This is a genomic window from Kitasatospora sp. NPDC048286, assembly GCF_043201735.1.
Classification (GTDB): domain Bacteria; phylum Actinomycetota; class Actinomycetes; order Streptomycetales; family Streptomycetaceae; genus Kitasatospora.
This window is the reverse complement of record NZ_JBICZE010000013.1, coordinates 188,104-202,656: the sequence shown is the minus strand read 5'-3', so window position 1 is coordinate 202,656 and position 14,553 is coordinate 188,104. Positions and strand designations below refer to the sequence as shown.

Here is a 14,553-nt window from a genome sequence, read left to right as displayed (position 1 = left end):
CCTCGACCGGTCGCCCCCCTTTCCGTCAGGCGGAAACCGCCCCGGGTTTCAGACCGCCGTCCGGGCCCGCCTGCCGAGTTCCTCGGAGATCCCCCGCACCGCCCTCAGCAGCGGCTCGCGCAGCCCGCGCGCCCGGCTCGCGCCCCGCGCCGCCACGACGATCCCCAAGGCGGCGCTCACCGGGCCGGACCGGCCGATCCGCACCGGCGCGGCCACCGCGACGGAGCGCTCCGAGAGCTGCCGGTCGCTGACGAAGACCTGCTCGCGGCGGATCCGGTCCAGCTGCGCCCGCAGCGCCTTCGGGTCGGTGACGGTGTGCGGGGTCCACGCCCGGAGCGGCGATCCGAGCACCTCCTCCTGGATCTCCCGGGGCGCGTGCGCCAGCAGCACCCGCCCCATCCCGGTGGAGACGACGGGGAACCGGGACCCGACCATCGTGACCACCTCCACCGACCGGTGCCCCGCGATCCGTTCCACGAAGACCAGCTCCGTGCCCTCGCGCACCGCGAGCTGGACGTTCTCATGGGTCGCCTCGTAGAGGTCCTGCATGAACGGCAGCGCCGAATCGCGCAGGATCTGGGTCCGGGGACACCCCGAGGCGATCTCCCACAGGCGCAGCCCGACGTGCCACGACCCGTCCTCCGCGCGCTCGAGCGCTCCCCACCCCGCCAGCTCCGTGATCACTCGGTGCGTGGTGCTCAAGGCCATGCCCGTACGCTGAGCGATCTCCGACAGTGTCTGCGACGGGTGCTCACGGTCGAAGGTCGAGAGGACCTCAAGGACCTTGCCGGCTGCCGTACTTCGGGTTGTGCTCATCCGGCCAGTGTCGCAGACCGGCGTCGGGCCCCCGGAGCGCACGTCGTACCATCTGCCGAACTCAAGGAGGCGATGTGAACCAGGAGATCTCCGGGCTGTCCTCGATGGCGACACGGCCGATCCTGACCGACCTTTCCGAACACATCCGACACACCCACGGCACCGCCGTGCGCTTCGACTCCGCCGGCGGGGTCGAGATCGCTCGGCGGGTGCGCGAGGGCGCCGAGGCCGATCTGCTCGTCCTCGCCGAGGGAGCACTGACCGAACTGGAGGAGGAGGGGCACCTCCTGGGGGGCACGGCGCGCCCGCTGTGGGTCTCCCGGGTCGTCGCCGCCGTCCCGGACGGAACGCCGGTTCCGGCCTTCGACGCGGAATCCGACCTGCGAGCCGCTCTCCTGTCCGCGGAGAGGATCGCGTACTCCACCGGTCCCAGCGGGACGGCTCTCGTCGCACTGGTCACCCGGCTGGGGCTTGCCGACGCGCTGTCTGACCGGCTCGTCCAGGCACCGGCGGGGGTACCCGCCGGCAGCCTGCTCTCGTCCGGCCGGGCCGATCTGGCCTTCCAGCAGCACAGCGAGCTGATGGACCTGCCGGGCGTCGTCGTCGTCGGCCCGCTGCCGGGCGACACCAGGATCGACTCGGTCTTCGGCGGGGCCGTACTGGCCTCCTCCGTCCGACCGGACCGTGCCCGCGAGGTCCTCGACCTCCTCGGTTCCGACGCGGCGTCGGGGATCGCCCGCGCCAGGGGCATGCGGGCGTTCGGGCAGCAGAGCTGACGCGGCACTCCGAGGCGGCGACCGGGGCTCGGCGGACGGTCGTCCGGCCGCCGACCCCGGGGTTCTTATGACAACAGCATTGACCTTTCATGTCGCCCCCGGTTTCATGACTCGCACTTCCCCCACCCCCGCCGCCACCAGCAGCATCGGGATCGGCCCGGGCTCGATGGCCGGGGTGGTCGGCCTGCGCCTGCCGGCGGTCGTGCACCTCGTCGACGGTCGGCGTCACGTGCCCGCCGCCGCCCGCACCGGGCGGCGGCGGGCAACGAGGTCCACCCCGGCCGGACCATCCCCCCCTGCCCCGGTACGGGCAGGTGCATCCGCGGTGCCCGACCGCCAGCGAATTGAGGAGCCTTCCCTTGAGCACGATCTCCATCGAACACCGCGACGGGGTGGCGGTGCTGACACTCCGTCGCCCCGCCAAGCGCAACGCCCTCGACGACGCCACCGTGCTGCGCGTCGAGGAGTTCTTCCGGAAGCCGGGCGCGGACGTCCGCGCCGTCGTCCTGGACGCCGAAGGCGATCACTTCTCGGCCGGGCTCGACCTCGGCGAGCTGACCGAGCGCTCCACCGAGGAGGCGCTGGAGCACTCGCTCATGTGGCACCGCGTCTTCGACACCATCGAGGGTGGGCGCGTCCCCGTGGTGGCCGCGCTCAAGGGCGCGGTGATCGGCGGCGGCCTGGAGCTCGCGGCCACCGCGCACATCCGCGTGGCCGAGCCGTCCACCTTCTACGCGCTGCCCGAGGGACAGCGCGGACTCTTCGTCGGCGGTGGCGGCTCGGTCCGGATCCCCCGGCTGATCGGCGCGCACCGGATGGCGGACATGATGCTCACCGGCCGCGTCCTCGACGCCGCGGCGGGCCAGGCCGCCGGCCTGTCGCAGTACCTGACCGAGGAGGGCGGGGCGCGGGCCCGGGCCCTGGAACTCGCGAAGCGGATCGCGGCCAACGCCCCCCTGACCAACTTCGCCGTCCTCCAGGCGCTCCCCCGGATCGCCGAGGCGTCGCCCGCCGGCGGCCTGCTGCTCGAATCCCTCATGTCGGCCGTCGCCGCGGGCAGCCGCGACGCCCAGGAGCGGATGCGGGCGTTCCTGGACGGCCGCGCCGCGAAGGTCTCCGCCGGACAGGACTCCCACGGGAAGGACGCCCGATGAGCGAGATCCTCAGCACCCCCGGTCCGGCGGTCAGGGACGACTCGGAGATCGGCCGCTACCTCCGCTGGCTGGAGTCGGAGCGGCAGCTGGGCTTCCCGGACTACGACAGCCTGTGGCAGTGGTCCGTCACCGATCTGGACGGCTTCTGGTCGTCGGTCTGGGAGTTCTTCGACGTCCGCCCCCACACCCCGCCCACGGCCGCCCTGGGCCGCAGGTCCATGCCGGACACCGAGTGGTTCCCCGGCGCGACCCTCAACTACGCCGAACACGCGCTCGGCCGCGAGGAGGACCTCGACGCCGTCGCGCTGGTCGCCCGCTCCCAGACCCGGGCGCCCGTCGAGCTGACCTTCGGCGAACTCCGCGACCAGGTCGCCCGGGCACGCGCCGGGCTGCTGCGCCTCGGCGTCCGCAGGGGCGACCGGGTCGTCGCCTACCTGCCGAACATCCCGGAGACACTGGTGGCCTTCCTCGCCACCGCGAGCATCGGCGCGGTCTGGGCCGCCTGCGCGCCGGAGTTCGGCCCGCGCAGCGTGGTCGACCGGTTCGCCCAGCTCGAACCGAAGGTGCTGCTGACCGTCGCCGGATACCGCTACGGGGACCGCGACATCGACCGCCGTACCGAGGTGGCGGAGATCGCCTCCCTGCTGCCCGGTGTGGAGCGGGTCGTCCACGTCCCGTACGGACCGAACGCCCTCCCCGACGCGCTGGGCTGGACGGAGCTGCTGGCCGAACCGGCCGAACTGTCCTTCGAGGCCGTGCCGTTCGACCATCCGCTGTTCGTGCTCTTCTCCTCGGGCACCACCGGCATCCCCAAGGCGATCGTCCACCGGCACGGCGGGATCCTCCTGGAGCACCTGAAGAACAACGCGCTGAGCTGGGACCTGAAGCCGGGCGACCGGATGCTCTGGTTCAGCACGACCGCCTGGATGCTGTGGAACACCCTGGTCTCGGCGCTGCTCGTCCGCGCCTCGATCGTCATGATCGACGGCAATCCGGTCCACCCCGACCTGCGGGAGCAGTGGCGGATCGCGGAGGAGACCGGGGCGACGCTGATGGGCGTGAGCCCCGGCTACCTCATGGCCTGCCGCAAGGCCGGGATCCGGCCCGCCGAGGAGTTCGACCTGTCGCGGCTGCGGCAGCTCGGCGCGGCGGGCAGCCCGCTCGCCGCCGACGGTTTCCGCTGGGTGGCCGAGCAGTTCGGGGACCGGGTCCTCCTGAACGTCGGCTGCGGCGGCACCGACGTCTGCACCGGCATCCTCCAGGGCAGCCCGCTCCAGACCGTGCGCGCCGGAGAGATCTCCGGCCCCTGCCTCGGGGTCGCCGCGTACGCCTACGACAGCGAGGGCCGAAGGGTCGTCGGCGAGTTGGGCGAACTGGTGATCACCGAGCCGATGCCGTCGATGCCCGTCGGCTTCTGGGGCGACACCGACGGTTCCCGCTACCGGGCCGCGTACTTCGAGGAGTACCCGGGCGTGTGGCGGCACGGCGACTGGGTGCGGTTCGCCCCCGAGGGCCACTGTGTCGTCGCCGGCCGCTCCGACGCCACCCTCAACCGGGGCGGGGTCCGGCTCGGCACCGCCGAGTTCTACGCCGTCGTCGAGGACCTGCCCGAGGTCGAGGACAGTCTCGTCGTCCACATCGAGGACCCCGAGGGCGGCAACGGGGAGCTGCTGCTCTTCGTCGCGGGCCCCGTGGAGCTGGACGACGCCCTGCGTACGAGGATCGCCCGCGCGCTGCGGTCGGCGCTGTCGCCGCGGCACGTCCCGGACGTCATCGAGCGGGTGCCGGCCATCCCGCGCAACCGCACCGGCAAGAAGCTGGAGGTGCCGGTCAAGCGGATCCTCCTCGGCGCGCGTCCCGAGTCCGTCGCCAGCACCGACGTCCTCGCCGACCCCCGTTCGCTGACCGCCTTCGTCGCGTACGCCGCCGGGCGGGCCGCCGGCACCGGGCACGGGAGCGCGTCGTGAGGGTCGCCGTCGTCGGCACCGGGGTCATCGGGGCCTCCTGGACCACGCTCTTCCTGTTGCACGGGCACGAGGTCGTCGCCAGCGATCCCGCGCCCGGCGCGGAGGAACGGCTCCGGGCGGCCGTCGCCGCCGACCAGCGCCGGCTGTCGTTCACCCCCGACCTCGCCGAGGCCGTCGCGGACGCCGGCTTCGTCCAGGAGAACGGCCCGGAGCGTCCCGAGCTGAAGGACGAGGTCTTCGCCGTCCTCGACGCCGCGGCCCCGCCGGGGACGATCCTGGCGAGCAGTTCCTCCGGGCTGCCGCCGTCGCGGATCCAGCGGGCCTGCGCGGCCCATCCCGAACGGGTCCTCGTGGGGCATCCGTTCAACCCGCCCCACCTCATCCCGCTGGTCGAGGTCGTGCCGGGCGAGCGGACCGGTGAGGCCGCCGTCGAAGAGGCCATGGGCTTCTACCGCAGCCTGGGCCGCCACCCGATCCGGCTGCGCCGGGAACTGCCCGGCCATGTCGCGAACCGGCTCCAGGCCGCGCTCTGGCGGGAGGCGTACTCCCTCGTCGAGCGGGGCGCGGCGAGCGTCGCCGACATCGACGCGGCCATCGCCCACGGTCCCGGCCTGCGCTGGGCGCTGCTCGGGCCCTTCCTCAACCAGCACCTCTCGGGCGGTGCGGGCGGCATCGCGCACGTCCTGGAGCACCTCGGCCCGCCCATGGAGGAGTGGTGGGCCGACCTCGGCGCACCGCGCCTCACCCCCGAGCTGACGCGCGCGATCACCGAAGGCGTCAGCGACGAGCTGGCCGGGACCGCGGAGGCCGACCTCGTCGCGGAACGCGACGCCCTCCTCTCCCTCCTCCTCGACGCCAAGAACCGGACCGACCACCTGTGAGCACTCCGATGAACCCCACCGATCCGATCGCCATCGACTTCCACGTGCACGTGGAGCAGGACGCCCACGGCCGTCTCGCGCTCGACGCGGAGCTGATGGACGCCTCGGCCGCCTACTTCAAGTCCGGCCAGGACCGCACGCCGACCGTGGAGCGCCTGGCCGCGTACTACCGTGAGCGCCGCATGGCCGCCGTGATCTTCACGGTGGACGCCACCACGGGCCTGGGCCACCCCGCCCTGTCCAGCGAGGAGATCGCCGAGGCGGCGGCCGCCCACCGCGACGTCCTCATCCCGTTCGGCTCGGTCGACCCGCACCGCCCGGACGCCGTCGCCCGGGCCCGCTCGCTCGTCCTCGACCACGGCGTCCGCGGCTTCAAGTTCCACCCGAGCCTCCAGGCGTTCGCGCCGAACGCCCGTGAGCACTACCCGCTCTACGAGGCCATCCAGGAACTCGGTGTCCCCGCCCTGTTCCACACCGGGCAGACCGGGATCGGCGCGGGCCTGCCCGGCGGGCGCGGCATCAAGCTGCGCTGGTCCGACCCGATGCTCCTGGACGACGTCGCCGCCGACTTCCCCGGCCTGACGATCGTCCTGGCGCACCCGTCGGTGCCCTGGCAGGACGAGGCGATCTCCATCGCCACGCACAAGGCCAACGTCTACATCGACCTGTCGGGGTGGTCGCCGAAGTACTTCCCGCCGCAGCTCGTGAAGGCGGCCGGCTCCTTCCTCCGGCACAAGGTGCTGTTCGGCTCGGACTTCCCCGTCGTCACGCCCGACCGCTGGCTGGCGGACTTCGACGCTCTCGACATCAAGCCGGAGGTCCGCCCGCTGATCCTCAAGGAGAACGCCGTCCGCGTCCTGGCCCTCTGAAACGCTCACGGCCGAGCCGTCACCGGGGCCGCGGCCTCCCGCGGCCGCAGGGTCCGACGCTCACCCCTCCCCGTCGTCCGCGTGCGGCAGGAGTTCGGCGATGATCTCGGTGCCGAGTGCGTACGCCGGCACGCCCGCGGTGATGAGCGCGGTCTCCGCGACGCCGATGAGCTCGGCGATGCCCGCTCCGGCGTGGAGCGCGCCCCGGGCGTGGATCCGGGCGGGGTGTTCCCGGCCGAGGGCCAGCAGCTGCCCGAAGTGGACGAGCTGCTGCACCCGCGCTCCGAGCGGGCTGTCGGTCAGCACGATGTGGCGCAGTTCCGCGATCGCCTCCTCGGTCGGCAACCGGTCGAACTGCCCGGCCAGGCGCAGCCGTTCCCGCACCCCGCCGGGGACGGTCCCGAGGGTGGCGCGGTAGCGGTCGCGCACGGCCTCGGTGCGGGAGGCGAGGGTGTCGTCCGTCATGACGCGACCCGCGCGATCGAGGCGCGCACGGCCTCCCGGGCACCCGGGGGGAAGTCCACGGCCCCGCCGATCGCCGCGGCGGCGATCTCGGCTTCGGCGCTCTCCTCGATCGCCACCACGAGGTGGGCGGTGGCCGCGGCGTCGGGGCCGAACACGAGGAGGCCGTGGTTGGCCAGCAGGACGGCGGCCGTCGTCGGGCGCCGTCGCAGCACGTCGGCGATGCCGCGCACCGACACGTCCGATCCGCGGGGTCCCCAGGGCACCACCGGGACCTCCTCGGCCTGCCCGAAGCGCAGCATCGGCTCCGTACGGCAGGGCAGCGGACGGTGGGCCACGGCGAAGGCGGTCGCGGCGGGCGAGTGGGTGTGGATGATCGCGCCCACCTGGGGCCGGGCCTCGTACACGGCGCTGTGCATGGCGATGATCTCGGCGCTGACGGACCGCAGTTCACCGTCGAGGACCTGCCCGTCGAAACCGACGGTCGCCAGCTGTTCGGGCCTCAGGCCGCGGACGAACCCCGGCGTCAGCAGGAGACGCCCGCCGTCCAGCCTGGCGCTGAGGTTGGCGTGCCCGGAGTGGGACATCACCCCGGCCGCGAACAGCCTCTCCGCGGCTTCCACCAGCTGGTCGGCGCGCTCTTCCCGTACGTTCCTGTCACTCATGGCGGCTCCAAGTGTGCTGCCGGCGGCTCTCGTTCGCCGCCGTCCACGTGCCGGCCACTCTTCTCCTTGAACTAAGGTTCAAGTCAAATGCCCGGAGCGACGAGGAGCAGGGGAAACGGAACGTGCGCATCACGATCGGCAGACTCGCCGAGATGACCGGGGTGCCCGCGTCGGCCATCCGGTACTGGGAGCGCCACGGCCTGCTGCCCGCGCCCGAGCGCGAGAGCGGGCAACGGCGCTACCCGCCCGAGGCCGCCGAGCGGATCACGGTCCTGCGCACGTGCCAGCAGGCCGGGCTGAGCCTGGCCGAGATCAAGGAGTTCCAACAGGAGCGACAACGCCGGGACGCGATGATCCGCGCCAAGCTCACCGAGATCCGGCACCTGATGGTCGATCTCGACCACGCACAGCAACTCCTGACCCACGCCCTCAGATGCGGCGAGAAGGACATCGTCGTCTGCCCGAAGTTCCGGGAGCAGATGGCGCAGTGGCGAGAAGCGGATCCGGCACCGTGAACCGCGGGTAGCGGCCGTTCCGCCCGGACCGGCCACGGACGGCGCCGGCTCAGAGCCCCTCCAGTCTCCGGCCCGCCGCCTTCAGGGAGCGTCGAGATCATCGACTACCTCGGCCGGTACTTCGGCATCGACCTCTGACCCCCGTCCGGTCCTCCGGTTCCCCGGAGGGCCGGACTGTCGTCGGTCACCGGCCACGGACGGCGATCACCCGTGAGGCGGGACCGTGCCCCGCCTCAGCCGGCCGCCACGGGCTCCGGGGCGGCGGCCGCCTTGGCGGTGAGGGCGAGTCCGTACCGGCGAAGCAGGAGGACGGCTGTGGTGGCGAGGCCGATGAGCAGGCCGAGCCACAGGCCGCGGGTCTCGCCGCCGAGCGGGTAGGCGAGGAGCCAGGCGGCGGGCAGGCCGACGAGCCAGTAGCCGACGAGGGTGATGCGGAAGCCGCTCCCGGTGTCGTCGAGGCCGCGGAGCAGGCCGACGCCGATGTTCTGGGCGCAGTCGAAGAACTGCAGGACGGCGACGACTACCAGAAGGCCGGTGGCGATGTGCAGGCCCTGCTGGTCGGCTGCCGAACCGGGGTCGAAGTAGGGCCGCAGGACGAGGTCGGGGGCCACGAGGTAGACGATGCCGACCACGGTGGTGACGACGGCGCCGCAGGCGAGGGCGGTGTTCTTGATCCGGCGGGCGGCGGCGTACTCGCCGAGGGCGAGTTCGCGGCTGACGTTGATGGATGCCGCGTGCGAGAGACCGACGGCGACCTGGAAGACGATGTAGATCAGCTGGTTGACGGCGGTGTGGGCGGCGAGCGCGGCGGCGCCGAAGCTGCCGGCGAGCAGGGCGGTGACGGAGAAGAACCCGGCCTCGGAGCCGTAGGTGGCGGCGATCGGTGTGCCGAGGCCGAGCAGCCGGCGCACGGTGGGAACGTCGGCGCGCCAGAAGTCCAGGCTCAGCAGCGGCTCGAGTTGGGGGTCGCGGCGGGCGGAGGCGTAGAGGGCGAGGAAGGAGAGCAGGTGGACGCTGCTGGTGGCGACGCCGATACCGGTGAGTCCGAGCTTCGGCAGGCCCCAGGTGCCGTGGATGAAGACCCAGTTGAGCCCGGCGTTGACGGCGACGGAGGCGATGGTGATCCGCAGCAGGGCCTGGGGTCGGCGCATGCCGACGGTGAACTGGCGGATCGCCTGGAACCAGAGGCAGGGCAACAGACCGGGTGCCAGGGCGGCGAGCATGCCCTGGGCACGGTGGGCGACGTCCGCGTCCTGGCCGAGCCAGGTCGCGGCCTGGCCGATCAGGACCATCAGGACGGCGCCGGCGAGACCGGCGAGGGTGGCGACGGCCATCGCAGCCCGGACCAGGCCGCGGACCTCGTCGCCGTCCCCGGCCGCGGTGGCCTCCTCCGGTGCTTCGGCCTTCTCGGCGCGGGCCGCGGCCGCCGCGACCTGGTTGCCGACGGAGGTGACGAGGCCGACGCCCATGGTGCGCAGCTGGTTGAAGATCACCAGGGCGAGGCCGCCGGCCGCCAGGGCCTCCGTGCCGAGGACGCCCATCATGACGGTGTCGGTGGTGGTGAGGGCGACCTGGGCGAGTTGGGTGAGGGCGAGCGGGACGGCGAGGGCGGCCAGGGCCCGGCTGTCGCGGGCGAGGGTGGTCAACTGCTGCATGGTGAGGGTCACGCTTCTCAAGGTCACGGCCTGCGGAGTTTGGTGAGGGTCTCGTCGATCTCGGCTTCGACGGCGGGGTCGGTGAGGGAGCGGGCGTCCATCCAGTCGTCGTTGAAGACGGTGTCCATGTACTTCTCGCCTCCGTCGTTGATGAAGGCGACCATAACCGCGTCCGGTGGCAGGGTCTGCAGCCGGTCGAGGGCCTCGTACACGACTCCGCCGGCGGAGCCGCCGATCAGCAGGCCGGTGCGGCGGGCGACGACGCGGGCGGTGGCGAAGGCCTCGACGTCGCCGACCTTCACCCCCTCGTCGATGAGGTCGTAGTCGACCAGGAGTCCGATGGTGGCGCCTTCGGGGGTGCCGGTGCCGGACTGGTAGTAGTCGTGGGCGGGCGGGCCGAACGCGATCGAGCCCTTGGGTTCGACGCCGACGACGGTGAGGTCCGGGACGGTCTTCTTCAGCTCCAGTCCGGTGCCGCACAGGCCGCCGCCGGTGCCGACGGCGCCGATCAGCACGTCCACCCGGTTGTCCAGGGCCTGGGCGATCTCGCGGCCCACGGCGTGGTAACCGACGGCGTTGCTGGGGTTGTTGTGCTGTTCGGTGAAGAAGGTGTTGTCCTTGCCGCGGGCCATCTCCTCGGCGAGTTCCTCGCGGGCGGCGGTGTGCAGGTCCTCGCCGCCGTCCTCGTCCACGTAGACGAGTTCGGTGCCCATGGCCTTCATGCCGCGCAGCTTGTCGGCGGCGGCGTGGTGGTCGACGACGGCGGTGAAGCGGTAGCCGCGTTCGGCGGCGACGACGGCCAGGCCCAGGCCGGTGTTGCCGGAGGTGGACTCGATGATGTGGCCGCCCTCGCGCAGTTCGCCGCGTTCCTCGGCGTCGAGGACCATCTGGCGGGCCATCCGGATCTTGGCGCTGCCGGTCGGGTTGTACATCTCCAGCTTGAGCAGGAGGCGGGCGCCGTTGTCGGCGCGGGCGAGTTCGAACAGCGGGGTGTAGCCGATGAGGTCGGATATCCGGCTGACCACCGGAGGGCGGTGCAGGGCGTCGGTCATGGCGGGAGTACTCCAGTGGGGGTCAGCGATCGAGGCGCCAGCGCGGGCGGTCGCCGTCCTGGTCGATGACGACCTTGGGCGGCAGGGGCAGTTCGTGGAACGGGGACTCGTTGGAGTCCATCTGGTAGCCGGCGGTGTTGGGGTAGACGAGCAGGTCACCGACCCGGGGCCGGGCGGGGAATCGGATCCTGCGCCAGGTCAGCAGATCGGAGTCCAGACAGCTGGCACCGCCCACACAGGCTTCGTACGGGCCGTTCTCGCGGTCCTCCTGGGGCAGCAGGACGGGTTCGGGCAGGTACTCGCTGTTGAACCACTGCTCGGACAGGCTGAGGCTGGTGCCGTCCACGGTGAGGATCCCGTACCCGGCCCGGTCCTTGACGCCCTGGATCCGGAACACCGACGATCCGGCGCGGTCGAGCAGCGCACGGCCGGGCTCCAGCAGGAGCATCACACCGGCCTGCCGCAACCGCTCCGCCAGGCTCGCCGCGCTGCCCGCCGGCCGGGCGGCGAGGATCGCGCGCAGCGCGTCGGCACCGGCGACCGGCGAGTGGTACGGATAGAAGTCGGCCGCGGCGAAGGACTTCCGGCCGTGGTAGTGCCCGGGCTCCTGTTCGGCGAGGAAGGTGTCCCACGCGTCGGCGGCGACGTAGTCGACGGGAAAGCCGCCGCCGATGCTGATCCGGTCCGCCTGCAGGCCCAGCGTCCGGGCCTTGAGGCAGAGTTCGACGAGCTCTCCGGCGAGGTCGGCGCGCGGCTGCACGTCGTAGCCGGAGAGGTGGAAGCTGAAGCCCTCCATCCGCACGCGGTCCCCGGCCGCGGCGCAGCGCTCCAGCGCCTCCTGCACCTGTGCGTCGTCCAGACCGAACCGGCTGCGGGGCTGGTCCGGCGGATAGCGGCGCAGCAGCACCCGGACGGGGCGCTCGTCGCCGAGGGTGAGCAGACGGTCGAGCTCGTCCAGGGCGTCGACCGCGATCAGCGCTCCCTGCCGGACCGCGACCCGCAGCAGCTCCTCGGCCTTGGCGGGGCCGGTGACGACCAGGTCCTCGCCGCGCACGCCCTGGCCGAGGGCGTCGCGCAGTTCGCCGAGGGAGGCGACGTCCGCTCCCCCGCCGGCGGCGGCGCAGCGGTCCATGAACACCGAGGCCTTGTTGGCCTTCTTGGCGTAGTAGACCCGGCCTTCGACGCCGGCCTCGGTGAGGGCTCGGCGGAAGGCGGCCAGGTTGGCGTCGAAGCGTCCCGGGAGCAGGTAGTGGAAGGCGCCGCCGAGGCCGTGGGCCAGTTCCTGGAGCAGGCCGCTGTCGTGGATCCGGTCGGTGAGCGGGTCGGGGTGGGCGGGCAGGGTCAGCGCCACAGGGCCACCTCGGTGCCGAGGTTCTGGTCGATGGCGAGCTGGGCGAAGCGGTGGCCGAGGGCGATGTCGGTGACGACGAGTCCGCTGTTGTAGGCGAAGATCCGCTGCTCCGGGGCGGTTCGGGCCCTGGAGACGCCGGAGATGATGACGGGCAGTTCCAGGTCGACGTCCGGAAGGTTGCCGTCCTGGTCGGCCATGTCGGTGCCGGTGACGCGCATCTGGGCCTCGCTGGTGGCGATCACCCGGTCCGCCCGGTGGAGCGTGGAGGGAGCCAGGCCGTGGCCGACGAGGATGGACACCGCGCCGGGCTTGAGCCAGTCGGCCTCGACGGCGGCCGGGGTGTGTCCGCCGGCGGTGGCGACGATGACGTCGGCATCGCGGGCGGCGGCCCGGAGGTCAGCGACCAGTTCGATCTCGCGGTCGGGAAAGTGCCGGGCGAGTTCGGTGCGGACGGCGGCGATGCCGTCGGGATGGGTTCCGGAGAGCAGCAGCCGCTCCAGCTTCGGCAGGGTGGTGAGGAGGAAGGGCAGGGCGAGCCGGCCCTGGGTGCCGGTGCCGATCACCAGCGCCGTGGATGCGTCGGGGGCGGCGCACTCGCGGGCCAGCAGCGCGGAGACGGCCGGGGTGCGCAGGGAGCCGATGCGGGAGCAGTCCATCATCGCCACGGGCAGGCCGGTGACGTCGTCGTAGATGGTCAGCGTCGTGTAGTAGTGCTGCTCTTCGCGGCTCTCGTGGAGGCCGTGCTTGTACGAGGTCTTGACGGCGACGACGTTGCGCACGCCGTCGCGCCCGAGCATGGCGTAGGAGACGGAGTGGCCGTCGGCGGGCTTGACGGTGAGCTTGCGCGGGTTGTCGGACTGCCCGGCTGCCAGGGTGCGGTAGGCCTGTTCGACGGTGTCGACGACGTCGGCGAGGGTGATGTCCAGGCCTGCGAGGTCGCTGGTGGACAGTACGCGCAGGGTGGTGTCGTCCCGGTCCATGGTGAGCCCTTTCGAGGTGGTGGGGCGGCGGCAGGTGCGGGGTTCAGGCGGCCCAGGCGGTGAGGGCGGCCTGGCCGTAGCCGTGTTCGTCGTTCTCGGCGGCCGGGCGGGTGGGACGGTTCTCGACCCGGACGGAGGCGCGCTTGAGCCAGCGGTCGGTGCCGTCGTAGCGGGCCCGGAACGGCACGCGACCGTGGACGACGAGGTCGTTGTCCACGACCAGGACGTCGCCGGGCTCCAGGCTCACCGCGACCGAGACCCGGGCCAGTTCCTCGCCCAGGCGCCCGTACGCCTCGCGCCACGGCCCGTCGGCGCCCTCCAGCGGCGTGTAGGCCGGGTCGTAGCGCATGGTCAGGCCGTCGGGGGTGGCGAAGAGCGTGGGCACCGGCGCGGGCCGGCCGCCGAACCTCCGCGCCTGCTCGTAGGCGTCGTCGGGCAGGATCGGGGCGACGGGTCGCTTCAGCTGCTCGATGTCGGCGTCGGACAGCTCGGCGAGGCGCACGCTGGCCGCGGTGGTGGCGATGGCGTCGTGGTTGCGCATGCAGCACAGCAGCAGCAGGTGGGCGCGGCCGGGGTGGAAGGCGTCCTCGGTGTGCGGGGTGAGCAGAACGGAGCTGGAGGCACCGGTCTGTTCGCTCTCGTGGCCGGGCGAGGGAACGATGTTGTGCACGAACCTGCCGTCCTGCTGGCCGTCCCACGCGATCGGGGTGCCCATCAGCGCGGAGACGAGCAGCAGCACCACGTCCCACAGCGCGCCGGCGTCGCCGACCGTCGACCAGTGGCCGGGTGTGGGGCCGAGGTCGGCGTCCCCGACGTCCAGGCCGCGCAGGACGAACAGGCCGTCGGCGGTGTCGACGGGGCGCAGTTGGCGGCGCAGCTCCTTGCCGAGCTGCGCGCACGTCACGGGCAGGTCGGCCAGCAGGCCGGGACTGGTGGCCGAGCCGTGGAAGGCCAGCAGCCTGGCGGCGGTGGAGGTGAGTTCCGTGACGGCGTCGGCGTCGAGACGGCGTACCGGGGCAGGGCAGGTGGGCACGGCGGGGCCTTCCGGGGACAGGAGAGGAAGAAAGGGGCGCGGGCACGTGGCATCACCGCGCCGTTGTGGGACGGCGACGGGAGCTGCGCGTGGGGCGTTGGTCCGGGGCGGCTCGAACGGCCGGACGACAGGAAACGTAACAACGTCTCCGATGTTAGGCAAGCCTTACCCAACTGGATGTCTACATTTACGTAGTGTCGGTTTCGGGTGGCGGCGCACGGCCGGCGCAGGCCCAACCACCCTGGCCAGAACGGCCCTTGAGGCGGCCGGGCGCACGGCAGGAAGCATCGTGCGCTCCGCCGGGCAGCTTGCGCCCCCTCGCGAATTTAGGATAGGTAAACCTAAGTAAATCGAGCTCAACCCCGAAACGAGGAACG

Annotated in this window: 14 protein-coding genes; 6 read left to right on the top strand and 8 right to left on the bottom strand. The window is 72.6% G+C overall.

From position 1 onward, the window contains the following. Nucleotides 1-48 precede the first annotated feature (48 nt). Nucleotides 49-816 (bottom strand): IclR family transcriptional regulator, encoded by a 768-nt coding sequence (locus ACGF13_RS29300; RefSeq protein WP_392880700.1) that lies wholly within the window; start codon nucleotides 814-816, stop codon nucleotides 49-51. 74 nt (nucleotides 817-890) lie between these two features. Here ACGF13_RS29300 and ACGF13_RS29295 point away from each other — a divergent pair, with 74 nt between their 5' ends. The 5 genes from ACGF13_RS29295 to ACGF13_RS29275 all read left to right on the top strand — a co-directional run bounded on the left by ACGF13_RS29295 (nucleotide 891) and on the right by ACGF13_RS29275 (nucleotide 6,463). Continuing rightward, nucleotides 891-1,592 (top strand): substrate-binding domain-containing protein, encoded by a 702-nt coding sequence (locus ACGF13_RS29295; RefSeq protein ID WP_392880698.1) that lies wholly within the window; start codon nucleotides 891-893, stop codon nucleotides 1,590-1,592. Between the two features lie 359 nt (nucleotides 1,593-1,951). Further along, on the top strand, nucleotides 1,952-2,746 hold the full coding sequence (locus ACGF13_RS29290) for a crotonase/enoyl-CoA hydratase family protein (protein WP_392880696.1): 795 nt from the start codon (nucleotides 1,952-1,954) through the stop codon (nucleotides 2,744-2,746). Continuing rightward, nucleotides 2,743-4,713: an acetoacetate--CoA ligase gene (locus tag ACGF13_RS29285; protein ID WP_392880694.1), complete on the top strand. Its 1,971-nt coding sequence runs from the start codon at nucleotides 2,743-2,745 to the stop codon at nucleotides 4,711-4,713. Before ACGF13_RS29290 ends, ACGF13_RS29285 begins: the two co-directional genes overlap by 4 nt. Continuing rightward, nucleotides 4,710-5,594: a 3-hydroxyacyl-CoA dehydrogenase NAD-binding domain-containing protein gene (locus ACGF13_RS29280; RefSeq protein WP_392880693.1), complete on the top strand. Its 885-nt coding sequence runs from the start codon at nucleotides 4,710-4,712 to the stop codon at nucleotides 5,592-5,594. Before ACGF13_RS29285 ends, ACGF13_RS29280 begins: the two co-directional genes overlap by 4 nt. Nucleotides 5,595-5,602: 8 nt before the next feature. After that, a complete protein-coding gene (locus ACGF13_RS29275) occupies nucleotides 5,603-6,463 on the top strand; it encodes an amidohydrolase family protein (protein ID WP_392880692.1) in 861 nt (286 codons plus the stop codon). Nucleotides 6,464-6,523: 60 nt separating this feature from the next. Here the strand turns inward: ACGF13_RS29275 and ACGF13_RS29270 are convergent, their stop codons facing one another. Together ACGF13_RS29270 and ACGF13_RS29265 are read right to left on the bottom strand one after the other, a co-directional pair. Further along, nucleotides 6,524-6,928: a carboxymuconolactone decarboxylase family protein gene (locus ACGF13_RS29270; RefSeq protein ID WP_392880690.1), complete on the bottom strand. Its 405-nt coding sequence runs from the start codon at nucleotides 6,926-6,928 to the stop codon at nucleotides 6,524-6,526. Continuing rightward, complete coding sequence (locus ACGF13_RS29265) at nucleotides 6,925-7,590, bottom strand: class II aldolase/adducin family protein (RefSeq protein ID WP_392880689.1); 666 nt, start codon at nucleotides 7,588-7,590, stop codon at nucleotides 6,925-6,927. Before ACGF13_RS29265 ends, ACGF13_RS29270 begins: the two co-directional genes overlap by 4 nt. Nucleotides 7,591-7,712: 122 nt before the next feature. On the opposite strand from ACGF13_RS29265, the gene ACGF13_RS29260 reads away from it, so the two are divergent. Continuing rightward, a complete protein-coding gene (locus tag ACGF13_RS29260; protein WP_392880687.1) occupies nucleotides 7,713-8,105 on the top strand; it encodes a MerR family transcriptional regulator in 393 nt (130 codons plus the stop codon). A 233-nt stretch (nucleotides 8,106-8,338) separates the two neighbouring features. Here the strand turns inward: ACGF13_RS29260 and ACGF13_RS29255 are convergent, their stop codons facing one another. From ACGF13_RS29255 to ACGF13_RS29235, 5 genes are read right to left on the bottom strand one after another with little or no spacing between them, the layout of a single operon-like run. Continuing rightward, nucleotides 8,339-9,760: an MATE family efflux transporter gene (locus tag ACGF13_RS29255; RefSeq protein ID WP_392880808.1), complete on the bottom strand. Its 1,422-nt coding sequence runs from the start codon at nucleotides 9,758-9,760 to the stop codon at nucleotides 8,339-8,341. Nucleotides 9,761-9,783: 23 nt separating this feature from the next. Beyond that, on the bottom strand, nucleotides 9,784-10,812 hold the full coding sequence (locus ACGF13_RS29250; protein ID WP_392880684.1) for a cysteine synthase family protein: 1,029 nt from the start codon (nucleotides 10,810-10,812) through the stop codon (nucleotides 9,784-9,786). Nucleotides 10,813-10,834: 22 nt separating this feature from the next. Beyond that, nucleotides 10,835-12,163, bottom strand: a complete 1,329-nt coding sequence (locus tag ACGF13_RS29245) for a Y4yA family PLP-dependent enzyme (protein WP_392880681.1) — start codon at nucleotides 12,161-12,163, stop codon at nucleotides 10,835-10,837. Beyond that, nucleotides 12,154-13,143, bottom strand: coding sequence for an ornithine cyclodeaminase family protein (locus ACGF13_RS29240; protein ID WP_392880678.1), 990 nt, complete (start codon nucleotides 13,141-13,143; stop codon nucleotides 12,154-12,156). The genes ACGF13_RS29245 and ACGF13_RS29240 overlap by 10 nt, the downstream gene beginning before the upstream one ends. A gap of 43 nt (nucleotides 13,144-13,186) precedes the next feature. Next, complete coding sequence (locus ACGF13_RS29235; protein ID WP_392880676.1) at nucleotides 13,187-14,176, bottom strand: TauD/TfdA family dioxygenase; 990 nt, start codon at nucleotides 14,174-14,176, stop codon at nucleotides 13,187-13,189. Between the last annotated feature and the right edge of the window lie 377 nt (nucleotides 14,177-14,553).